15 protein-coding genes are annotated in these 20,770 nt (G+C 71.3%); 7 read left to right on the forward strand and 8 right to left on the reverse strand.

Translation table 11 applies throughout. The features are described from left to right. Positions 1 to 11 precede the first annotated feature (11 nt). Positions 12 to 812: an N-formylglutamate amidohydrolase gene (locus H4687_RS09620; protein WP_050398514.1), complete on the reverse strand. Its 801-nt coding sequence runs from the start codon at positions 810 to 812 to the stop codon at positions 12 to 14. Positions 813 to 1,014: 202 nt separating this feature from the next. Here H4687_RS09620 and H4687_RS09625 point away from each other — a divergent pair, with 202 nt between their 5' ends. The 3 genes from H4687_RS09625 to H4687_RS09635 all read left to right on the forward strand — a co-directional run bounded on the left by H4687_RS09625 (position 1,015) and on the right by H4687_RS09635 (position 5,096). Continuing rightward, positions 1,015 to 2,565 carry an amino acid permease gene (locus H4687_RS09625; RefSeq protein ID WP_046918173.1) on the forward strand — a complete coding sequence of 517 codons (1,551 nt, stop codon included), beginning with the start codon at positions 1,015 to 1,017 and terminating at the stop codon, positions 2,563 to 2,565. 458 nt (positions 2,566 to 3,023) lie between these two features. Then, on the forward strand, positions 3,024 to 4,109 hold the full coding sequence (locus H4687_RS09630) for a hypothetical protein (protein ID WP_046918174.1): 1,086 nt from the start codon (positions 3,024 to 3,026) through the stop codon (positions 4,107 to 4,109). Positions 4,110 to 4,154: 45 nt separating this feature from the next. Continuing rightward, entirely contained in the window at positions 4,155 to 5,096 is a 942-nt protein-coding gene (locus H4687_RS09635; protein WP_078907278.1) for an RluA family pseudouridine synthase, read from the forward strand. Positions 5,097 to 5,114: 18 nt separating this feature from the next. On the opposite strand, the gene H4687_RS09640 is transcribed toward H4687_RS09635, so the two are convergent. The 6 genes from H4687_RS09640 to H4687_RS09665 all read right to left on the reverse strand — a co-directional run bounded on the left by H4687_RS09640 (position 5,115) and on the right by H4687_RS09665 (position 10,772). Beyond that, positions 5,115 to 6,590 (reverse strand): cytochrome P450, encoded by a 1,476-nt coding sequence (locus H4687_RS09640; protein ID WP_078907279.1) that lies wholly within the window; start codon positions 6,588 to 6,590, stop codon positions 5,115 to 5,117. Positions 6,591 to 6,692: 102 nt separating this feature from the next. Further along, positions 6,693 to 7,358: a GTP-binding protein gene (locus H4687_RS09645; protein WP_046918177.1), complete on the reverse strand. Its 666-nt coding sequence runs from the start codon at positions 7,356 to 7,358 to the stop codon at positions 6,693 to 6,695. Then, entirely contained in the window at positions 7,339 to 7,755 is a 417-nt protein-coding gene (locus H4687_RS09650) for a DUF742 domain-containing protein (protein WP_046918178.1), read from the reverse strand. The genes H4687_RS09645 and H4687_RS09650 overlap by 20 nt, the downstream gene beginning before the upstream one ends. Next, complete coding sequence (locus H4687_RS09655) at positions 7,752 to 8,159, reverse strand: roadblock/LC7 domain-containing protein (RefSeq protein ID WP_046918179.1); 408 nt, start codon at positions 8,157 to 8,159, stop codon at positions 7,752 to 7,754. Before H4687_RS09655 ends, H4687_RS09650 begins: the two co-directional genes overlap by 4 nt. Further along, a complete protein-coding gene (locus H4687_RS09660; RefSeq protein ID WP_046918180.1) occupies positions 8,156 to 9,790 on the reverse strand; it encodes a sensor histidine kinase in 1,635 nt (544 codons plus the stop codon). The genes H4687_RS09655 and H4687_RS09660 overlap by 4 nt, the downstream gene beginning before the upstream one ends. 346 nt (positions 9,791 to 10,136) lie before the next feature. Next, positions 10,137 to 10,772 carry a TetR/AcrR family transcriptional regulator gene (locus H4687_RS09665; RefSeq protein WP_046918181.1) on the reverse strand — a complete coding sequence of 212 codons (636 nt, stop codon included), beginning with the start codon at positions 10,770 to 10,772 and terminating at the stop codon, positions 10,137 to 10,139. A 191-nt stretch (positions 10,773 to 10,963) separates the two neighbouring features. Here H4687_RS09665 and H4687_RS09670 point away from each other — a divergent pair, with 191 nt between their 5' ends. The 4 genes from H4687_RS09670 (at position 10,964) to atzF (ending at position 17,845) form a co-directional block, all read left to right on the forward strand. Then, positions 10,964 to 11,788: an urea amidolyase associated protein UAAP1 gene (locus H4687_RS09670; protein ID WP_050398513.1), complete on the forward strand. Its 825-nt coding sequence runs from the start codon at positions 10,964 to 10,966 to the stop codon at positions 11,786 to 11,788. 74 nt (positions 11,789 to 11,862) lie between these two features. Continuing rightward, on the forward strand, positions 11,863 to 12,462 hold the full coding sequence (locus H4687_RS09675; RefSeq protein WP_050398512.1) for an urea amidolyase associated protein UAAP2: 600 nt from the start codon (positions 11,863 to 11,865) through the stop codon (positions 12,460 to 12,462). After that, the gene (locus tag H4687_RS09680; RefSeq protein WP_050398511.1) at positions 12,459 to 15,977 is read left to right on the forward strand and encodes a 5-oxoprolinase/urea amidolyase family protein; all 3,519 of its coding nucleotides are present in this window, start codon (positions 12,459 to 12,461) and stop codon (positions 15,975 to 15,977) included. The genes H4687_RS09675 and H4687_RS09680 overlap by 4 nt, the downstream gene beginning before the upstream one ends. Positions 15,978 to 16,171: 194 nt before the next feature. Further along, positions 16,172 to 17,845 (forward strand): allophanate hydrolase, encoded by a 1,674-nt coding sequence (atzF, locus tag H4687_RS09685; protein ID WP_046919481.1) that lies wholly within the window; start codon positions 16,172 to 16,174, stop codon positions 17,843 to 17,845. Between the two features lie 33 nt (positions 17,846 to 17,878). On the opposite strand, the gene H4687_RS09690 is transcribed toward atzF, so the two are convergent. Then, a complete protein-coding gene (locus tag H4687_RS09690; protein WP_046919482.1) occupies positions 17,879 to 20,728 on the reverse strand; it encodes a DEAD/DEAH box helicase in 2,850 nt (949 codons plus the stop codon). Positions 20,729 to 20,770: the final 42 nt, after the last annotated feature.

Raw genomic sequence — 20,770 nt, forward strand, 5'->3', positions numbered from 1 at the left:
TACTTCGACCTTCAGACGGTCGTGACTGCGTCCACCAGCCGGGCCAGCGCGTCCGCGAGCGCCACCGCCCCCGGCCCCGCCGCCCCGCCCGGCTCGGCCATGTACACGTCCCGGCGGATCTCGATCATCAGGGCGGTCACCCGGGGGTCCTGCCCGTAGTACTTCAGCGGGACGTACGTGCCGACGAACGGGCTGTCGGCGCCCGTGCCGCCGAAGCCGGCGAACGCGTCCTCGGCGGCGGCCAGCAGGTCCGCCGGGGTGTGGAAGGGGTCGGTGCCCAGACAGACGGGCGGGCGGGGACCGCCGCCGTGCAGCTCGTAGGGCAGCGGCTCGCTCGGATACGAATGGACATCGATGATCACCGCCCGGCCCACGGCCTCCAGCCGAGCGGTCACGGCATCGGTCATGGCGTCGGCGTAGGGACGGAAGTAGCGGTCGACGAGCGGCTGACCGTCGTACCCGGCATCGCGCAGGGCCTCGCGGTGCGTGGTCCGCGTGTAGACGGCCCCCATGCCCACCGCCAGCATCTCCTCCCGCTCGTCCGGGAAGCGCTCGGGGTCGACCACGAGCCGGGACAGCCCGTTGACGAACCTCCAGGGGCGCGAGACCGCCCGCTCGGCCGCCCGCTCGGCGATCCGGTCCGTGTGCGCGTCGGTGATGTGGTCCAACTCCCGCTCCAGCGCGGCGTCGTCGAGCACGATGTCGGCCCGGACGGCGGCCGGGATCGCCCGTGAACCGTGCGGCACGTGCAGCAGCACGGGTGACTCGGGCGCGCCCGCGAGGAGCCGGTGGGAGGGCGACACGTCATCCATCCGGGGATCCTCGCACGACGGTGCCGGCGCCTCCGACGGCGAGGTCCGCGCTCCCGGCACGAACGTGAGGATTTGGGCTCGCCCCGGACACGGTCGCGTGACACGCGCGACACAGGCCTCCCCTAATTTCTGTCGCCCGACAGGAATTCGCGCCGCTCGGGCGCGAACGCTCGCGCCGCTTGTGCGAAAGCAGGTTGCCGCCATGACGAGCACCGCCCCCGATGTACGTCCGGAGCCATCCCACTCCCCCGACGACGGTTCGCTGAACGAGTTCGGCTACCCCCAGGAACTGCACCGCAGCCTGAGCAGGTACGCCTCGTTCGCCGCCGGTTTCTCCTTCATCTCGGTCCTCACGACCGTCTTCCAGTTCTTCGCCTTCGGATACGCCTTCGGCGGCCCGGTCTTCTTCTGGACCTGGCCGGCGGTGCTGATCGGTCAGCTGCTGGTGGCCGCGTGCTTCGCGGAACTGGCCGCGCGCTACCCGATATCGGGCGCGATCTACCAGTGGTCGTCCCGGCTGTCCAACCCGACGTTCGGCTGGTTCGCCGGCTGGATCATGGTGATCGGGCAGATCGTGGTGGTCGCGGCGGCCGCGCTCGCGCTGCAGATGGTGATGCCCGCGATCTGGTCGGGCTTCCAGATCGTGGGCGGCGACCCGGCACCCACCACGGCGACGGGCGCGGCGAACGCGGCCGTCCTGGGGGTGATCCTGCTGGCCCTCACCACGTTCGTGAACGTCCTCGACAACCGGGTGCTGTCCTGGGTCAACCGGGTCGGCGTGACCGCGGAGATCATCGGCGCGATCCTGATCGTCGTCCTCCTGCTCACCCACTCCGAGCGCTCCCCCGGCATCACCTTCCACACGGCCGAGGGCAGCACCGACCTCCTCGGCGCCCTGCTGGTGGGCTCGTTCATGGCGGCGTACGTGATGATCGGCTTCGACAGCGCGGGCGAGATGAGCGAGGAGACCCATCACCCGCGCCGCGTCGCGCCCCGCACGATCCTGACGGCACTCGGCGCGGCCGGTCTGCTCGGCGGTCTGCTGGTCCTGGCCGGTCTGCTCGCCGCGCCCAGCCTCACCGACGGCCGGCTGGGCGTGGACGGTCTCAGCTACGTCCTGACCAGCAGCCTCGGCGACGGAGTGGGCCGCTTCCTGCTCGCCGACGTGGTGGTGGCGATCGCCGTGGCCACGCTGGCGATCCAGACGTCGGCCAGCCGCATGCTGTTCTCGATGGCCCGCGACGGCCGGCTCCCGTTCGCCGCGCGGCTCGCCGACGTCAACCCGCGCACGGGCATGCCGACCGCCCCCGCCCTCGTCGTCGGCGTCCTCGCGGGGGCCCTGCTGCTCCTCAACTTCGCCTCGCCGGAGGCGTTCCTGGCGATCGGCACCACCTGCATCGTGATGCTGTACCTGGCGTACGCGATGGTCACCGGCCCGCTCCTGGTCCGCCGTCTGAAGGGCACCTTCCCCTCCACCGGCGTGGACGAGACCGGCGCGCCCCTCTTCTCCCTGGGCCGCTGGGGCATCCCCGTCAACGCCCTCGCCCTCCTCTACGGCCTCTTCATGACCGTCAACCTGGCCTGGCCCCGCGCGGAGGTCTACGACCCCGCGGGCGGCCACTGGTACTTCCAGTGGTTCACCCTCCTGTTCCTCCTCACCACGGTGATCACCGGCCTCCTGTACCACCTGACCCGCACCCGCCGGGGTCGTTCCGCCGGGAAGACCGCTCCGGTACCGCCGGGCCGCCCCTGACACCCGAACAGTCGCGATCCAAGCAGGGGACAACTCCAGCCAACCTGGGTATCATTCATGACAAATTTTCAACCAAATGCGCCCCTTATGTGCCGCAGTACGCTCGCCGTACGCCCCTTCACGGCGAGCGGCAGTCGCCCGCACGCTGGGATTGCAGCCAGAAGTGGGGACTTCTTGCGGAGGCTCGGGCTATGGCAAAAAGTGGCGTTGAGGTCTCGACGGTCACCCCGGACATGCTTGCTTGGAAGGGCTCTGCACAAGAGGCTCTTGAGGAACTGTCAGGCACGAGGGGAATCCAGGAACTGCTTCACCGGTCGCACGAACTCTGGTGCGGATCGACTTGTGATCGCGGTACGTCCTGCTCGTTCCTGCACTACCCGCGGAAACCGGCGGAAACCGTCCGTCCCGCGACCACACGGTCCCGATACAACAAACAGACCGCCCACCTGTACGCCGTCATGGGTGACCACGGCTACGCCGGCCCGGTCGCCCAGAGCCACGAAGTGAATGTCTGGCCGCTGCTGGAGAAGGTCACGGAGCGGTGGGACGCGGTGCGGGGACGAGGCGGCAGGACTCCCGAGCACTATGCCGACTGGACGAAGAAACATGACGCCAAGGCCTCGGACACGGTGTCGCGCGCCTGCCGGGACACCGTCCAGTGGATGGCCTGTTGGTGCGGTGAGCGCTTCGGTGCGGACCCACTGGGGCTCCACTACATAGCCTTCGCCACGATCATCGACGACATCTGCATACCTCCGCTCGATCTTGTCTGCGGCCGCTTTCGCATGTACGGACGATCCGTGCCCGACCTGATACGGGCCATGGACGAGGCCGGTTGGGGGCGCGACGCGGTGCACGCGCTGCTGTCGCTGGTCCGGCAGGCCATCGTCCAGTACGCGGAGAAGATGGACTTCCGACCGGGGGACGAACACGTCGGGCTCCAGGACGCGCTGAACGACTCGCCGAACATGTGGGACGGGGTCATGTTTCGGGGCAACACCGGAAACGCGTACGGGACCGCCATCATGGTGGCCCGCAACAGCGCGACGGGGCCCGTGTCCTTCCCCTGGCTCATGGACAGCGCGATCTGCGACTGCCTCTCCATGGATCTGTGCAAGTCCACGCTCGGCATCTACTCGGCGGACGACCACCAGCCGACGTCGAGCAAACACCGGGCGGAGGAGCGGAAGGCGAGCTACCGGTCGATCTACCTCGACCTCATCGACGATCTGGTCTTCACGGGTGCGCCCGAACCACTGGTCCACTTCGGCCGCAGCGGATTCCTCTTCGTGCAGATCCAGGACCGCTACCAAGAGCGCCGCCAGGGGAGGCGCTTCCCCCTGGCCCCACCGATGGTCCGCGAGCTCGAGCGGCTCTTCGGCACGGTGCCGACGGACGAATGGCTCGACGACGCGTTCACCGCGGCGAATCGAATCCGGCTCGCGGGGTCCCCCGCTCCCTCCCACACCCATGACGCCGAGCAGCCTCACCGTCTCCACCCGGGCGAGCGGCAGGATCCCCGGAGCACGCGGCTCCTTGCCTGAACGGACGTGCCGGGTCGGCCACGGCCGCTCGTATCCTTGATCGTGATGAGACGCCGTACCCCTCCGCCGCCCTCTCCCCTGCCGCAGCGCAACGGGGTGGACGCGGTGCGGGTGCGGTTGCCGGACGGTGACCAGTGGGCGACCGTACGGGATCATCTCGTGGCGCGCCTCTCGGCCGGGGCCGAGGTGATCGACGCGATGCTGGACGCGGGGTCGATCGTGGACGTCGCCGGGCGTCCGGTGCCGCGGGACATGGTGTACGTGCCGGGAATGTTCGTGTGGTTCCACCGGGAACTGCCCCACGAGGAGCGTGTGCCGTTCGAGATCGGCGTCCTGTACCGGGACGAACACGTGGTGGTGGCCGACAAGCCGCACTTCCTCGCCACCACCCCGCGGGGCAGCCATGTGGCCGAGACGGCGCTGGCCCGGCTGCGCAGGGAGTTGGGCGTCCCGACGCTCGGCGCGGCGCACCGGCTGGACCGGCTCACCGCCGGGGTGGTGCTCTTCACGGTGCGGCCCACGGAACGCGGCGCGTATCAATCGCTGTTCCGGGACAGGAGGGTGAGGAAGGAGTACGAGGCGGTCGCACCGTACGACCCGGCGCTCGTCCTGCCCCGCACCGTGCGCAGCCGGATCGTCAAGGAGCGGGGGGTCATGGCGGCGTACGAGATCGAGGGTGAGCCGAATGCCGTCAGCCGGGTCGAGTTGCTGGAGCGCCGGAACGGGCGTGCCCGGTACCGGCTGGTGCCGAGTACCGGGCAGACCCATCAACTGCGGGTGCACATGAGCGCGTTGGGGGTGCCGATCCTCGGCGATCCCCTCTATCCGGTGGTCGCCCCACCCGTACCGACCGGCGACTTCCGGCGACCGCTCCAACTGCTGGCGCGGAGCTTGGAGTTCACCGACCCGGTCACCGGGTGCGAGCACCGGTTCGTCAGCCCGCGCGTGCTGCAGGCCTGGTCCTCCTACGAGGCATGGGCCACGTAGACCGGGTGTCCCCTCGGCTCAGTTTCCTGCGAACCAGCGCAGGACACGACGGAGCAGGCCTGGCCTACGGGCCGGTTCGTTCTGTGGCACGGAGTCGACTGCCGGGGCCGCGGTGTCGGGCGAGACGGCCTCCGCCTGCTGCCGCGGGGCATCCCTCCGCTGCTGCGGTGGCTTCGGAGGCACCGGATTGACGGCCGGCCTCTGCATGACGTCCTGCGGGGGCCGCGGCGCGAATGTCACCGGCAACTCCACCAGGTGGCGGTTGGAGATGGACTCCCGCCACCGCAACTCGTGCTCCGGGCAGGCGAGCTGGACGTCCGGGACCCGTGTGAGCAACGCGTCGACGCCGACGTCGGCGATGGCGCGGCCGATGTCCTGGCCCGGGCACTCATGGGGGCCGCCGCTGAAGGCGAGGTGCGAGCGGTTGCCCTGCATGTTGGCCTTGAGGTCGGGACGGACGCGGGGGTCGACGTTGCCCGGTGCGATGCCGAGGAGGAGTCCGTCGCCCTTGCGGATGCGCTGACCACCCAGCTCGGTCTCCTGCTTGGCGAAGTAGGCGAAGACGGTGCTGAACGGCGGTTCGTCCCACAGGGACTGCTCGACCGCCTCGGGCACGGTCATCTGACCGCCCTTCAGCTGCGCGCGGAAGCCGGGGTCGGTGAGCACCACGCGCAGCACGTTGGCGAGGAGGTTGGCGGTGGCCTCGTAGGCGGCGAGGAGCACCACGCGCAGGTGTTCCCTGACCTCGTCGTCGCTGAGCCCTGCCGGGTGGGTGATGAGGTGGCTGGTGAAGTCCTCCTGCGGTTGGGCACGGCGGCGGGCGGTGAGCCGGTCGAGGGCGTCCATGACATAGGCGTGGCTGACGAGCGCGGTCTCGCTGCCCTTCAGGCAGTCACGGGCGGCATGCACCATCCGGTCGTCGTACTCGTCGGGCATGCCGAGGATCTCGCACATCACCGCCATCGGCAGGTGCTCGGCGAACTGACCGACCAGGTCGGCCCTGCCGTCCTCGCAGAACTTGTTGACGAGGTGCTGGGTCGCACGGTTGATGTAACGGCGGATGCCCCGGTGGTCGATGGTCGACATGGCGCCGGTGACCGCGCCGCGCAGCCGCAGATGCTCGTCGCCCTCGGCGTGGGCGCAGATGGGCTGCCAGGCGAAGTGCGGCATGAGCGGGTGGTCCGGCTTGATCGTGCCCTCCCGCATGGGAGCCCACAGCCTGTTGTCCTTGCAGAAGTGCGACGGTGTACTCACCATGTGCATGTTCTCCCCATGCCCGAGCACCACCCAGATCGGTACATCGTCATGGAGAAGGGCCGGCGCAACCGAGCCGTGCTCCGCCCGGAGCTTCTCGTACACGGCTCCCAGGTCCTCCGCCTCGGGACCGTACAGGCGGCGGAGTCCGCCGGGGCCCATGCCGTGGGCGGGGCAACCGGGGGGCGGCCCGAGCGTGGGGTCGTCCGTGCCGGTCAGGGAGTTTGATTCAGGCGTCACGGTGATCGCTCCGAACTGAGGTGGATCCGGTGTCTGTGTCTGTGTCTGGAAGGTCACTGGGGACGTAAGGGTCGTACGGGGCGTGCACGGCACGCGCGCGGGTCATGCCGACGCCGCCCCCGGCGCCGCCCCCGGCGTCGTACCCGATGCCGCCGACGCCCCCGACATCGCCAGGGAGTGCAGGAAGGTCATGAGGGTCATCAGGACGTCCCGGCTGGACGCCCGGCGGCGTGCGTCGCAGCGGACGATCGGGATCTCCCGGGCCAGGTCGAGGGCCTGGCGCAGTTCGTCGACGGCGTAGCGGGGTCCGTCCGGGAAGTCGTTGACCGCCACGACGAAGGGCACACCGCGTTCCTCCAGGCGGTCCATGACGTCGAAGCTGACCTCCAGCCGGCGGGTGTCGACCAGGACGACCGCGCCCAGAGCGCCCTCGAACAGGCCGTTCCACAGGAACCAGAAGCGCTCCTGGCCGGGGGTGCCGAACAGATAGAGCACCAGCTCGTCGGTGATGCTGATGCGGCCGAAGTCCATGGCCACGGTGGTGGCCGTCTTGGACTTGGAGCCGAAGTTGTCGTCGACCCCGATACCGGCCTGCGTCATGGTCTCCTCGGTCGTCAGCGGCCTGATCTCGCTGACGGACCCCACCATGGTCGTCTTGCCGACACCGAAACCGCCCACGATCACGATCTTCGCCGCGGCCTGCGCGGTGAGCGGCAGATGGTCCTCGGTCCGTGGACCCGTGATGGTGTCAGAGCTTTTGAAGTCCATGCATCACCGCTTCGAGGAGGGAACGGTCCGCCCGCGCCTGCCGGACGACCGGTGCGCGTGCCTGTACCAGTTCGGCCGTCAGCAGCTCGGTGAGCAGGACGGTCACCACGCTGATCGGCAGGTTGAGGTAGGCCGAGATCTCGGCCACGGACAGGGGTGCCTGGCAGATCCGCAGCAGCGCGGACTGCTCCGGAGCCGCGGACGGCGGCGGATCGGCGCGCGCCACGATCAACGTGACGAGGTCGATCGGGGCTCGCTCGCCGTCCTCGCCGGTGAGGATGTAGAGCCGCTCGGGTTGCCGGCGCTCCCCCGTTCCGCTCGTGGGAGCGTCCTCGGCCGGCGGCGGGGGGAGCGGTTCGTGCTGGGGCTGGCGCCGCTGGCGACGCGGAGGCGTCATACGGTGTGCCCGTTCCGCCGGGGCGGACTGGTGAGGTGGGAGCCGATGCGGTCGACGAGGTCGCGCATGCGGTTGCTCATCAGGCCGGGTTCGGCGACCTCGTTGGCGAGGACCGCGAGATAGGCGTTGGAGCCGGCGGCCATCATGTAGAAGTAGCCGCCGTTGATCTCGATGATGACCATCCGCATGTGGCCGTCGCTCTGCGGGATCTCACCGGCCATGGCACCGGCCAGGCTCTGCAGTCCCGCGCAGGCCGCGGCGACGCGGTCGGCGGCGTCCGGGTCGCCGCCGTGGCGGGCGATCCGCAGGCCGTCGGCGGAGAGCACGACGATCTGCTGGATGCCGGGCACGCCGTCGGCCAGATCCTTCAGCAGCCAGTCGAAATTGGCCCGTTGCTGGATCACTTGAGGTCCCCCTCGTCGTCGGCCTCGGTGCGGGCCGGCTCGGTGTTCGCGATGAGTGCGGTGGACGCCGTCGGGTCGTCCGGGTTCCGAAACGCGTTCGGGTCGGGGTCGCCCTTGAGCCCGGCCATGAACGCCTCGACCCACATACCGGGCGGGGGCTGCTCCTTCTGCGGCGCGGACTCCTGCCACACGGGGGCGGCGGCCATGGCGGCCTCGGCGGCGGCCTCCGCGGCGGCGGCCTCGGCGTAGCGCTGGCTGAGCGGGATCTTGCTCCGGCTGCGGCGCTGCGGCAGGCCGTTGGCCGTCCACTCGGTGACGACGGGGACGTCGTCCTCCCTGTCCTCGCCCATGTCCTCCGCGGAGCTCGGGATCCGCGGCCCGGTGGTCGGACGGCGGCGCTTGGCCTTGCGGTTGGGGCCCTCGACGCCGTCGATGTCCATGGTCGTCACGGCGCCGGCGCCGATGCCGTGGGCGAGGCCGGGGGCGGGCTCCTCGGTGAGCAGGTCGCGCGGTACGACGACGACGGCGCGGACGCCGCCGTAGGCGGAGGACCGCAGCGAGATCTGCATGTTGTACATGGTCGACAGCCGGCCCACGACGGCGAGGCCGAGGCGCGGGGTGTCGCCCATCTCCTGCATGTCGACGCCCTGCTGGGCCTTGGCGAGCATGTCCTCGACCTTGGCGCGGGTCTCCTCGCTGAGGCTGATCCCGCCGTCCTCGATCTCGATGGCGATGCCGGTCTGCACCTCCACCGCGGTGACGTGCACCTTGGTGTGGGGCGGCGAGTAGCGGGTGGCGTTGTCGAGGAGTTCGGCGCAGGCGTGGATGACGGGCTCGACGCCGACGCCGTCGACGTTGACCTTGGCGATCGAGTCGAGCTCGATGCGGCGGTACTCCAGGATGCGGGACATGGCGCCGCGCAGCACGCTGTACAGCGGGACGGGCCGGGACCAGACGCGGCCGGGGCGGCCGCCGCCGAGGACGGCGATGGAGTCGGCGAGGCGGCCGATCAGGGCGGTGCCGTGGTCGATGCGCAGCAGGTCGTCGAAGACCTCGGGGTTGCGCCCGTGGTCCTCCTCCATCTCGCGGAGTTCGTTGTTCTGCTGGTGGACGATGGCCTGGACGCGGCGGGCGATGCTGACGAAGGACCGCTGCGAGGAGTCGCGCAGTGCTTCCTCGCGGTCGACGATGGTCAGGAGGGTGCGCAGCAAGTCTCGCTGGGAGGCGGGAAGTTCGCGCCACTCGGTGTCACCGTCGACGACATGACGAATCACCTCTGAGGGGGATTCTCCGCCGCGCAGCCGGTACAGCGCGGCGGGCAGGATCTCCTTGCCCAACCGGGTGAATTCCTGGTCGTGGGCGGCGATGCGCTGTTCGAGCAGGACGGTCCGCCGCTGGTGTTCGGCGCCCAGTTCCCGGACCGTACGACGGCCGCCGCGCACCGCGAGGGCGGCGACCCCGATCAGCAGGAGCGTCGCGACGGCCCCGCACGAGCCGACGGCGAGCCGGACCGGCCCCGTCACCAGGGAGACGGTGGTTCCGGTCGCCGCGGCCATCAGTATCGCCGGTAGCGGCAGCAAGCGCGCGTAGGGAAGTTCACGGCCACCGGGAGGCGATTGAACACTCACCATGTATGCCCTCTAAAGACGGTTCGGCTGATGGTCGGGTGACTTGCGGGGAGTTGCCGGAGGTTGCTCGGGTTCATCCGCGAGTCAAACTGGATCTTCGGTATTTTTTGGAACAAGCGCCCGAATACATCTCAACTCGGTGCGCTGCGGGCGAGCTTAGTCCGACCGGATCATCGCTGTGTCATATTCAGCAACCGCCTGAAATCACCCTCGCGACAGGAGTACGCTCTGGTCATTTACACGCTGGGGCATCGTTCGCACACAAGGCGTGACGAGGCACGGGCGTACGAAAAGAGCCTCTTGACAGGGTGAATCGGTGGCGGAGAGCAGCGCGCCGGGGCGCCCTCCCTCAGACGCCGACGATGCGCAGCGCGGCGTCCGCCGTTGCCTCGGCAAAGGCGGAGACGGGGCGGTCCGGATCGGAGCGATGGACGAGGATGACACCCTCGATCAGCCCGAAGACCAGATCCGTACGCAGATCCAGCTCACTCTTGGCGAGCGATCCGCCCGCGGCCGTCGTCGCGATCAACTGCCGGTAGGCGTCCTTGAGTTCGGCACGCACGGCGTGGAACCCGGCGAACCGCTCGGCGCGGACCTCCGGCAGGAGGTACAGACCGCCGAGGTTGTGCGTGCCACCGCACAGGAGGGCGACGTCGGCCCGACACAGCTCCCGGAGCCGGTCCTCGGCACGGTCGCCGTCCCGGGCGAGGAGTTGACGGGCGTACGCGAGCGACGGGGTGACGGTGGACTCCAGCAGCTCGGCGAGCAGTTCCTCCTTGCCGGAGACGTAGTGGTACATGGACGCCTGCCGCATCCCGGCCCGCTCGGCGACGGCCCGGGTGGTGGTGGCCGCGTAGCCCCGTGTCGTGAACAACTCGGCGGCGGCCACGAGCAGTTCGTCGCGGGGCGACAGCCCGCTCGCCGGGCGCCCGTCGGCCCGGGGCCTGCCGACCCGCCGCCCACCGGTGCCGCCCGCGCTTCCCATGCGTGCGATCCTCGCACACGGCACCCGCGCGATCCCGACGACCGGTCGCACGGTTCCCGGACCCGCCGGCGAGGCAGACCTTCGTGAGGGCTCGGTAACCGCACCGCAACACACGGGACATGGGCGCGACCCGCCGGGCCCCTAATTTCTGTCGCACGACAGAAATACACGCCGCACCCGGAGGTCCCACGATGGCGACATCGACGACGTACGGAGCACGCGACCACGCCCGCGCGCAGGAGGGCGCCCGGGCCGAGGCGATGCCCGTGGTGCCCGCCGGTCACTGGCCGGCCCCGCCCGTCGAGGCGGAACGGCTGGTGTGGGCGGAGACGGTGGGGGGCGGCAACTACACCCACAGAGTGCTCGCCCGGGGCACCGAGATCCGCCTCACCGACGTACACGGCGACGCGTGCGCACATCTGCTCCTGCACCACGCCGACCGCCCCTGGGAGCGGCTCAACGTCGCCGACACCGTCAAGGTCCAGTGGAACGCCTACCTGGGCGAGGGCGTCCTGCTCCTGTCCGACCAGGGCCGCGTCCTCGCCTCGGTCGTCGCGGACACCTCGGGCCGCCACGACGCGCTCTGCGGCACCAGCACCCTCGTACGCAACACCGAGCGGTACGGGGACGGCACCCCGCAGTCCCCCTCCCCCGCCGGACGCGAACTGTTCAAGCTGGCCGCCGCCAAGAACGGTCTCGAACCCCGGGACCTGCCGCCCTCGCTCTCCTTCTTCCAGGGCGTGGCGGTACGCGAGGACGGCACCCTCGACTTCACCGGCTCCGCCGGCCCCGGCGCCGCCGTGACCCTGCGCACCGAGCAGGACGTGACCGTGCTGATCGCCAACGTCCCGCACCCGGCCGACCCGCGCCCCGCGTACGTCAGCACCCCGCTGGAGGTGCTCGCCTGGCGCGCCGAGCCCACCCGCCCCGGCGACCCCCTGTGGGACGCCACCCCCGAGGGCCGCCGCGCCTTCCTGAACACCGCCGAGTTCCTCACCGCGAGGGGAATCGCATGAAGACCGCCGCGTCACCGCAGACCACGGCCACGGCATCAGCCACAGCCACAGCCACAGCACGGACCGCTGCTCCGGTGAAGACCGTCGTCCCGGCGAGGGCCGCCTGGTCCTCCGTCGTACGGGCCGGCCAGACCCTCACCCTCACCGATCTGCACGGCAACCAGGCCGTCGACTTCCTCGTGTACGACGCCCACGACACGGCCGTGCGCTACAGCGCGCCCGACACGATCCACGCGCAGGGCGGCATCTTCCTCACCACCGGCAGCGTGCTCATGTCGAACGAGCACACCCCGCTGATGACCGTGACCGCCGACGACGTGGGCCGCCACGACACGGTCGGCGGTGCCTGCTCCAAGGAATCGAACACCCTGCGGTACGGGCACCACACCTGGTCCCAGCACGCCTGCGTCGACAACTTCCTCGCCGAGGGCGCGAAACACGGCCTCGGCAAGCGCGACCTCGTGTCGAACATCAACTGGTACATGAACGTGCCGGTCGAGCAGGACGGCACCCTCGGCATCGTCGACGGCATCTCCGCCCCCGGTCTGGCCCTGACCCTGCGCGCGGAGTGCGACGTACTCGTGCTGGTCTCCAACTGCCCCCAGATCAACAACCCCTGCAACGGCTTCGACCCGACGGCGGTACAGATGACGATCACCGAGGCCGGCACATGACCTTCGACACCCTGCTGGTCGCCAACCGGGGCGAGATCGCCGTCCGGATCATCCGCACCGCCCGCGCACTGGGCCTGCGGACGGTCGCCGTGTACTCCGACGCCGACCGCGCCGCCGCCCATGTCCGGCTCGCCGACGAGGCGGTACGGCTCGGCCCGGCACCCGCGAAGGAGTCGTACCTCGACGCGGACCTGATCCTGAAGGCCGCCAAGGACACGGGCGCGGGCGCCGTCCACCCCGGCTACGGTTTCCTCTCCGAGGACGCGGCCTTCGCCCGCCGCTGCGAGGACGCCGACATCGTGTTCGTCGGCCCGACCCCCGACCAACTCGAACTGTTCGGCGTGAAGCACACGGCACGGCAGGCGGCCGAGGCAGCGGGCGTCCCGCTCCTGCCCGGCACCGACCTGCTGCCCTCGCTCGCCGAGGCCCTCGACCGGGCCTCGGCCATCGGCTACCCGGTGATGCTCAAGGCCACCGGCGGAGGCGGCGGCATCGGCATGTCGGCGTGCCGGTCCGCCGCCGAACTGGCCGAGGCATGGGAGCGGGTGCAGCGCGTCGCCGCCGCCTCCTTCTCCTCCGCCGGCGTCTACCTCGAACGTCTCGTCGACCAGGCCCGTCACGTCGAGGTACAGGTCTTCGGCGACGGCGACGGCCTCGTCGTCACGTTCGGCGACCGCGACTGCTCCCTCCAGCGCCGCAACCAGAAGGTCGTCGAGGAGGCCCCGGCCCCCGGCCTCCCCGACCATGTGCGCGCCCGGCTGGCCGCCGCCGCCCGCGACCTGTGCGCGAGCGTGGAGTACCGCTCCGCCGGAACCGTCGAGTTCGTCTACGACGCCGCCCGCGAGGAGGCGTACTTCCTGGAGGTCAACGCCCGCCTCCAGGTCGAACACCCGGTCACCGAGGAGATCTACGGCGTCGACCTCGTCGAGTGGATGCTGCGCCTGGCCCGCGGCGACTCCGCCGTCGTACGGGCCCCGGGGCAACCCCGCGGGCACGCCGTCGAGGCCCGGATCTACGCGGAGGACCCCTCGCGCGAACACCGGCCGAGCGCGGGCCTGCTGACCCGGGTCGAGTTCCCGCAGGACGTCCGCGTCGACGGCTGGGTCGAGACCGGCACCGAGGTCACGACCGCGTACGACCCGCTGCTCGCCAAGGTCGTCGCGTACGGCTCCGACCGCGCCCACGCCCTGCACCGGCTGGACGAGGCGCTGGCCGGGACCCGGGTCGACGGCATCGAGACGAACCTGGGCCTGGTCCGGGCCGCCCTCGACGACCCGGACGTCCGGCACGCCACCCACTCCACGGCCACCCTCGCCACCGTGACCGACCCGACCCCCCGCATCGAGGTCGTCTCCGGCGGCACCCTCACCACCGTCCAGGACTGGCCGGGCCGCACCGGCCACTGGCAGGTCGGCGTCCCGCCCTGCGGCCCCATGGACGACCTGTCCTTCCGCCTCGGCAACCGGGCGCTCGGCAACCCCGAGGGCGCCCCCGGCCTCGAATGCACCCTCCAGGGGCCGGCCCTCCGCTTCACCCACCCCACCACGGTCTGTGTGACGGGCGCCCCCGCCCAGGTGACCGTGGCCGGCGCACCGGTCGCCCAGTGGGAGCCGGTGACCGTGCCCGCCGGAGCCGTCCTGTCCGTCGGCGCCCCCACGGAACACGGACTGCGCACCTACGTCCTCTTCGCGGGCGGCGGCCTGGACGTGCCGTCCTTCCTGGGCAGCGCGGCCACCTTCACCCTGGGCCGCTTCGGCGGCCACGGCGGCCGGGAGCTGCGGACCGGCGACGTACTGCACGGCGGGGACGTCACGAACGAGGGCCTCGCGGTCCCGCCGGACACCCGCCCGTCCTTCACCACGACCTGGCAGGTCGCCGCCCTCGAAGGCCCGCACGCGGCACCGGAGTTCTTCACCGAGGAGGACATCCACGAGTTCTACGCGGCCGACTGGAAGGTCCACTTCAACTCGGCCCGCACCGGCGTGCGCCTGGTCGGCCCCAAGCCCCGCTGGGCCCGCACCGACGGCGGCGAGGCGGGCCTGCACCCCTCCAACATCCACGACACCCCGTACTCGGTCGGCGCGGTCGACTACACCGGCGACATGCCGGTCCTGCTGGGCCCCGACGGCCCCTCCCTCGGCGGCTTCGTCTGCCCGGCCACCGTCCTGTCCACCGAACGCTGGAAACTCGGGCAGCTGCGCCCGGGCGACACGGTCCGCTTCCTCCCGGTGGCCGACGACACCTCGCCGCGCCCCGCGATCGTCGACGGCGGCGTCCTGGCCCGCGACGGCGATGTCACGTACCGCCGCAGCGGCGACGACAACCTCCTCGTCGAGTTCGGCCCCATGCAGCTCGACCTGGCCCTGCGGATGCGCGTCCACGCCCTGATGGAGGCGGTCGCCGAAGCGGGTCTCGACGGCGTCACCGACCTCACCCCCGGCATCCGCTCCCTCCAGATCCAGACGAACCCGAGGCTCCTGCCCCAGCCCGAACTCCTCGCGGCGGTACGCCGGATCGTGGCGTCCCTCCCCCCGACGGACGAACTGGTCGTCCCCTCCCGCACGATCCACCTGCCCCTCTCCTGGGACGACCCCGCGACCCGCGAGGCCATCGCCCGTTACATGGCGGGCGTCCGCGACGACGCGCCCTGGTGCCCCTGGAACATCGAGTTCATCCGCCGCGTCAACGGCCTGGACTCACCGGCCGACGTCTATGACACGGTCTTCGCCGCGGAGTACCTGGTCCTGGGCCTGGGCGACGTCTATCTGGGCGCCCCGGTCGCGACCCCGCTGGACCCCCGCCACCGCCTGGTGACGACGAAGTACAACCCGGCCCGCACCTGGACAGCGGAGAACTCGGTCGGCATCGGCGGCGCGTATCTCTGCATCTACGGCATGGAGGGGCCCGGCGGCTACCAGTTCGTCGGCCGCACCACCCAGGTCTGGTCCCCCTGGCAGCAGCGCGGCGCCTTCGAACCCGGCTCCCCGTGGCTCCTGCGCTTCTTCGACCGGATCAAGTGGTACCCCGTCGAGGCCGACGAACTGCTCTCCCTCCGCTCGGACATCGTCTCGGGCCGCTTCGTCCCGCGCGTGGAGGACGGCACGTTCTCCCTGGCGGAGTACGAGACGTTCCTGTCGGAACACGCCGAGTCCATCGCCGAGTTCAGGGCCGGACAGCAGGCCGCCTTCGCGGCGGAGCGGGCGGCCTGGGAAGCGGCCGGCGAGTTCACCCGGGCGGAGGCGGCCCCCGCGCCCCCGGCCGCCCCGGCGCAGATCCACGTCCCCGAGGGCGGCCGGCTGATCGAGGCCGAGTTCACCGCCTCCGTCTGGCAGGTGAACGTGCGCCCGGGCGACCGGGTGACCACCGGCCAGCCCCTGCTGACCCTGGAGGCGATGAAGATGGAGTCCCGCGTCCCCGCCCCCACGGACGGCGTCATCGACCAGATCCTGACCACCCCGGGCACCCAGGTGAACGCGGGCACCCCCTTGCTCATCCTGACACCGAGCCCCCTCTAGGGGCGCGAGGAACTGCGCGAGAAGCCCCACACACCCGCACCGGCCGACGATCCCGCACCCCCGGCCCCCTCAGGCGCAAGGGGGCCGAAGGGGCACAGCCCCTCGGGGAGGGGACGGGTAGGGGCGGCGGGGGCGAGAGAATCACGCGCACCCCCTCCGCCCCGCAGCCGATCACAGCACGCCGAGGAGCACAGATGCCGACCTCCCCCACCCTCACCAGAGTCCGCACGGCCTACGCCCGCATCGAAGCCGTGGACCGCCCCGAGATCTGGATCGGCCTCCGCCCCCAGGCGGAGGTCGAGGCCGAGGCCCGCACCCTCGACGCCCGCCTCGCCACCGGCATCCCCCTCCCCCTCGCCGGCCGCCTCGTCGCCGTCAAGGGCAACATCGACGTCCACGGCCTCCCCACCACCGCGGGCTGCCCGGCGTACGCGTACACCCCCGACGCCGACGCCCCCGTGGTCGCCCGCCTGCGCGCGGCCGGCGCCCTCGTCCTCGGCACCACCAACCTCGACCAGTTCGCCACGGGCCTGGTCGGCACCCGCTCCCCGCACGGCGCCGTACGGAACGCCCACGACCCGTCCCGCATCAGCGGCGGCTCCAGCTCCGGCTCGGCCGTGGCGGTGGCGCTGGGCATCGTCGACTTCGCGCTCGGCACCGACACCGCCGGCTCCGGCAGGGTGCCCGCCGCCTTCAACGGCATCGTCGGCCTGAAGCCCACCCGGGGCCTGGTCCCCACCACCGGTGTGGTCCCGGCGTGCGCCTCGATCGACTGCGTCACGGTGTTCGCCCGCACCCTCCCGGAGGCCGAACAGGCCCTGGCCCACATGGCCTCCCCGCCCGACCGCGTCCTCCCGCCGCTCGCCCAGCGCTCCCCGGGCCCCTGGCGTGTCGCCGTACCCCCACGCGAGCAGCTCGGCGAACTGGACGAGGGCTGGGCGGAGGCGTACGAGTCGGCGGTGACCCGCCTGAGGGCAGCGGGCGCGGACGTACGCCCCCTCGACCTCACCCCCTTCACCGAGGCCGCGGCCATGCTCTACCAGGGCGCGTTCGTGGCCGAGCGCTACACGGCGGTCGGCGGCTTCGTCGACAAGGCGCTCGCGGACGGCGTCGACTCCCTCGACCCCACGGTCGCCGGCATCATCACCCGGGCCCGGGACATCCCGGCCCACCAGCTGTTCGCCGACCAGGACCGGCTGAGCACCCTGCGTGCCCGCGCCCTGGCCGAACTGGGCGACGCGGACGCCCTGTTGCTGCCGACGGCGCCGGGGCACCCGACGCTCGCCGAGGTCGCCGCCGACCCACTGGGCGCGAACGCCCGCCTCGGCCGTTTCACCAACTCCACGAACCTGTTCGACCTGGCGGCCGTCGCGGTTCCCGCAGGCGAGGTGAACGGCCTCCCGTTCGGCGTCATGCTGATCGGTCCCGCCTTCACGGACGCCCGCCTGGCCGGCGTCGCCGCTCTCCTCCAGCCGGAGGCCCGGCTGGCGGTCGTGGGCGCCCACCTCTCCGGCCAGCCCCTGAACACCCAGCTCCTGTCCCTGGGCGCCCAGCTGGAGCGCACGACCACCACGGCCCCCGTCTACCGCCTGCACGCCCTGCGCACGACCCCGCCGAAGCCGGGCCTGGTCCATGTGGGCGAGGGCGGTGCCGCCGTCGAGACCGAGATCTGGCGCCTCCCGGCAGCGGGCCTGGGCCGCCTGCTGACCGCACTCCCCCGCCCGATGGCCCTGGGCACCGTCGAACTGTCCGACGGCACCCGGGCCCCGGGCTTCCTCTGCGAGCCGACGGCGCTGCGGGACGCCGAGGACATCACGGAGTACGGCGGCTGGCGCTCCTATCTGAACCACCGGGCCGACCGGCCCTAGCGGTCCCGTCCCGGTATCCGGCTGCGGGCGGCCTCACCCCACCGAGGAGTAGGCCACCACCCCTCTCAGCAGCCCGTCCACAGCCTTCCGCGCGTTCTTCCCCACGCTCGACCCGGGCGGCGCCGCCGCCGAGATCTGCCCCAGCACGTCGATCACCTGCTTGCACCACCGCACGAAGTCACCGGCCGGCATCTCCACCTCCCGCAGCACCTCGTCGAGCCCCGACCCCGAAGCCCACATGTACGCGGCCCAGGCGAAGCCGAGGTCGGGCTCGCGCTGCCCCACCCCTTCGCTCTGCGTGATCCGGAACTCCTCCTCCAGCGCGTCCAGCCGCCCCCAGATCCGCACCATCTCCCCCAGCGCGGCCTTGGCGTTCCCGGACGGCAGCTTCGGCGCCATCGCGTCGTCCGCGGCCCGTGCCTCGTACACCAGCGCGGAGACGCACGCGGCGAGCTCGGCGGGCCCGAGCCCCTCCCAGACGCCCGCCCGCAGACATTCGCTCGCCAGCAGGTCCAGCTCGCCGTAGAGCCGCGCGAGCCGCTTCCCGTGCTCGGTGACCTCGTCGGCCCGCAGGTAGTCCAGCTCGGTCAGCAGGGCGACGATCCGGTCGAAGGTCCGCGCGATGGTGTTCGTCCGGCCCTCGATACGTCGCTCCAGCTGCGCGGTGTCCCGCTTCAGCCGGTGGTAGCGCTCGGCCCAGCGCGCGTGATCCTCACGGTCGCTGCACCCGTGGCACGGATGGGCCCGCAGCTCCGCCCGCAGCCGGGCGATCTCACGGTCGTCCGCCGCGGCGGCCCTCCGCTTGCGGTGCCGGTCGGGCACGAGGTGCCCGGCCTTGGTGCGCAGCGCGGACGCCAGGTCCCGCCGCGACTGCGGTGAACGCGGGTTGAAGGACTTCGGGATCCGCATCCGCTCCAGCGCCTCCACGGGCACCGGGAAGTCCATCGAGGCCAGCCGCTTGACCTGGCGCTCGGCGGTCAGCACCAGCGGGCGCGGACCGTCGTGCTGCTCGAACCCGCGGTGGCCGTTGGACCGCCCGGCGGGCAGCCCGGGATCCAGCACCAGCGCCAGACCCGCGTACTTGCCGGTCGGCACATGGATGACATCGCCCGGCTTCAGCTTCTCCAGCGCGACCGCCGCCTCCGCCCGCCGCTGGGCCACGCCCTGCTTCGCCAGATCGGTCTCGCGGTCCTTCAGCTCCCGCCGCAGGCGCGCGTACTCCTCGAAGTCCCCGAGGTGGCAGGTCATGGACTCCTGGTAGCCCTCCAGGCCCTCCTCGTTGCGCTGGACCTGCCGGGAGATCCCGACGACCGACTTGTCTGCCTGGAACTGCGCGAACGAGGTCTCCAGCAGCTCGCGCGAGCGGTGCCGCCCGAACTGCTCGACCAGGTTGACCGCCATGTTGTACGACGGCTTGAAGCTGGAGCGCAGCGGATAGGTACGGGTGCCCGCGAGCCCGGCCAGATGGTCGGGGTTCATCCCGCGCTGCCACAGCACCACCGCGTGGCCCTCGACGTCGATGCCGCGCCGGCCCGCGCGCCCCGTCAGCTGTGTGTACTCGCCGGGGGTGATGTCGGCGTGCTGCTCGCCGTTCCACTTGACGAGCTTCTCCAGCACCACCGAGCGGGCGGGCATGTTGATGCCGAGCGCGAGGGTCTCGGTGGCGAACACGGCCTTGACGAGGCCGCGTACGAAGAGTTCCTCGACGACCTCCTTGAACGTCGGCAGCATGCCCGCGTGGTGGGCCGCGATCCCGCGCTCCAGGCCCTCCAGCCACTCGTAGTAGCCAAGGACATGGAGGTCCTCGTTCGGGATGGAGGCGGTGCGCTCCTCGACCAGGGCGCGCACCTTGAGCCGGGACTCGTCGTCGTTCAGCCTGAGGCCCGCGTACAGGCACTGCTGGACTGCGGCCTCGCAGGCGGCGCGGCTGAAGATGAAGGTGATGGCGGGCAACAGGCCTTCGGAGTCGAGCCGTTCGATGACCTCGGGGCGGCTCGGGATCCAGATCCTCGACCGCTGTCTGCGCTCGCGCTCACGGTCCGCCTCGCGCATGGACCGGCCGCGTCGGCGGTCCTGGTAGGAGGGCCGGCTGGCCTCCATCCGCGCCATCCGGGTCAAGTCCGGGTTGACGGCCTTCTTGTTGCCCTCGCCCTCCTCGAACAGGTCGTACATCCGCCGTCCGGCGAGCACGTGCTGGAACAGCGGCACGGGCCGGTGCTCGGAGACGATCACGTCGGTGTCGCCGCGCACGGTGTCCAGCCAGTCGCCGAACTCCTCCGCGTTGGACACGGTGGCCGAGAGGGAGACGAGCGTGACCGACTCGGGGAGGTGGATGATCACCTCTTCCCAGACGGCGCCCCGGAAGCGGTCGGAGAGGTAGTGCACCTCGTCCATGACCACGTACCCGAGGCCCAGGAGCGTCTGGGAGCCCGCGTACAGCATGTTCCGCAGCACCTCGGTGGTCATCACGACCACCGGGGCATCGGAGTTGACGCTGTTGTCGCCGGTGAGCAGGCCGACCTTGTCGGCGCCGTAGCGGCGGCACAGGTCGGAGTACTTCTGGTTCGACAGGGCCTTGATGGGTGTCGTGTAGAAGCACTTCTTGCCCTGCTCCAGGGCGAGGTGGACGGCGAACTCGCCGACGATCGTCTTGCCCGAGCCGGTGGGGGCGGCCACCAGGACGCCCTTGCCCGACTCCAGCGACTGGCAGGCCTCGATCTGGAAGGGGTCGAGACCGAAGTCGTACATCGCGCGGAAACCGGCGAGCGCGGTGGCCTGCTCGACAGCGCGCCTACGTGCTGCCGCGTAACGCTCGGCCGGGGAGAGGTCCTCTGTCATCGTGCTTTCGAGCGTACCGGGCCCCGCTGACAACAGGACGATCATTATCCGGATCAGATCCTGTTAAACCTGGGATAAGCGCAGCTC

It is taken from the genome of Streptomyces stelliscabiei (assembly GCF_014873495.1).
GTDB classification, from domain to species: domain Bacteria; phylum Actinomycetota; class Actinomycetes; order Streptomycetales; family Streptomycetaceae; genus Streptomyces; species Streptomyces bottropensis.

Excerpts from the sequence above, each read along its gene's own strand:
- H4687_RS09620 (WP_050398514.1), bottom strand. The coding sequence starts at position 812 with ATGGATGACGTGTCGCCCTCCCACCGGCTCCTCGCGGGCGCGCCCGAG.
- H4687_RS09625 (WP_046918173.1), top strand. The coding sequence starts at position 1,015 with ATGACGAGCACCGCCCCCGATGTACGTCCGGAGCCATCCCACTCCCCC.
- H4687_RS09630 (WP_046918174.1), top strand. The coding sequence starts at position 3,024 with ATGGGTGACCACGGCTACGCCGGCCCGGTCGCCCAGAGCCACGAAGTG.
- H4687_RS09635 (WP_078907278.1), top strand. The coding sequence starts at position 4,155 with ATGAGACGCCGTACCCCTCCGCCGCCCTCTCCCCTGCCGCAGCGCAAC.
- H4687_RS09645 (WP_046918177.1), bottom strand. The coding sequence starts at position 7,358 with ATGGACTTCAAAAGCTCTGACACCATCACGGGTCCACGGACCGAGGAC.
- H4687_RS09650 (WP_046918178.1), bottom strand. The coding sequence starts at position 7,755 with ATGACGCCTCCGCGTCGCCAGCGGCGCCAGCCCCAGCACGAACCGCTC.
- H4687_RS09660 (WP_046918180.1), bottom strand. The coding sequence starts at position 9,790 with ATGGTGAGTGTTCAATCGCCTCCCGGTGGCCGTGAACTTCCCTACGCG.
- H4687_RS09665 (WP_046918181.1), bottom strand. The coding sequence starts at position 10,772 with ATGGGAAGCGCGGGCGGCACCGGTGGGCGGCGGGTCGGCAGGCCCCGG.
- H4687_RS09670 (WP_050398513.1), top strand. The coding sequence starts at position 10,964 with ATGGCGACATCGACGACGTACGGAGCACGCGACCACGCCCGCGCGCAG.
- H4687_RS09680 (WP_050398511.1), top strand. The coding sequence starts at position 12,459 with ATGACCTTCGACACCCTGCTGGTCGCCAACCGGGGCGAGATCGCCGTC.
- atzF (WP_046919481.1), top strand. The coding sequence starts at position 16,172 with ATGCCGACCTCCCCCACCCTCACCAGAGTCCGCACGGCCTACGCCCGC.
- H4687_RS09690 (WP_046919482.1), bottom strand. The coding sequence starts at position 20,728 with ATGATCGTCCTGTTGTCAGCGGGGCCCGGTACGCTCGAAAGCACGATG.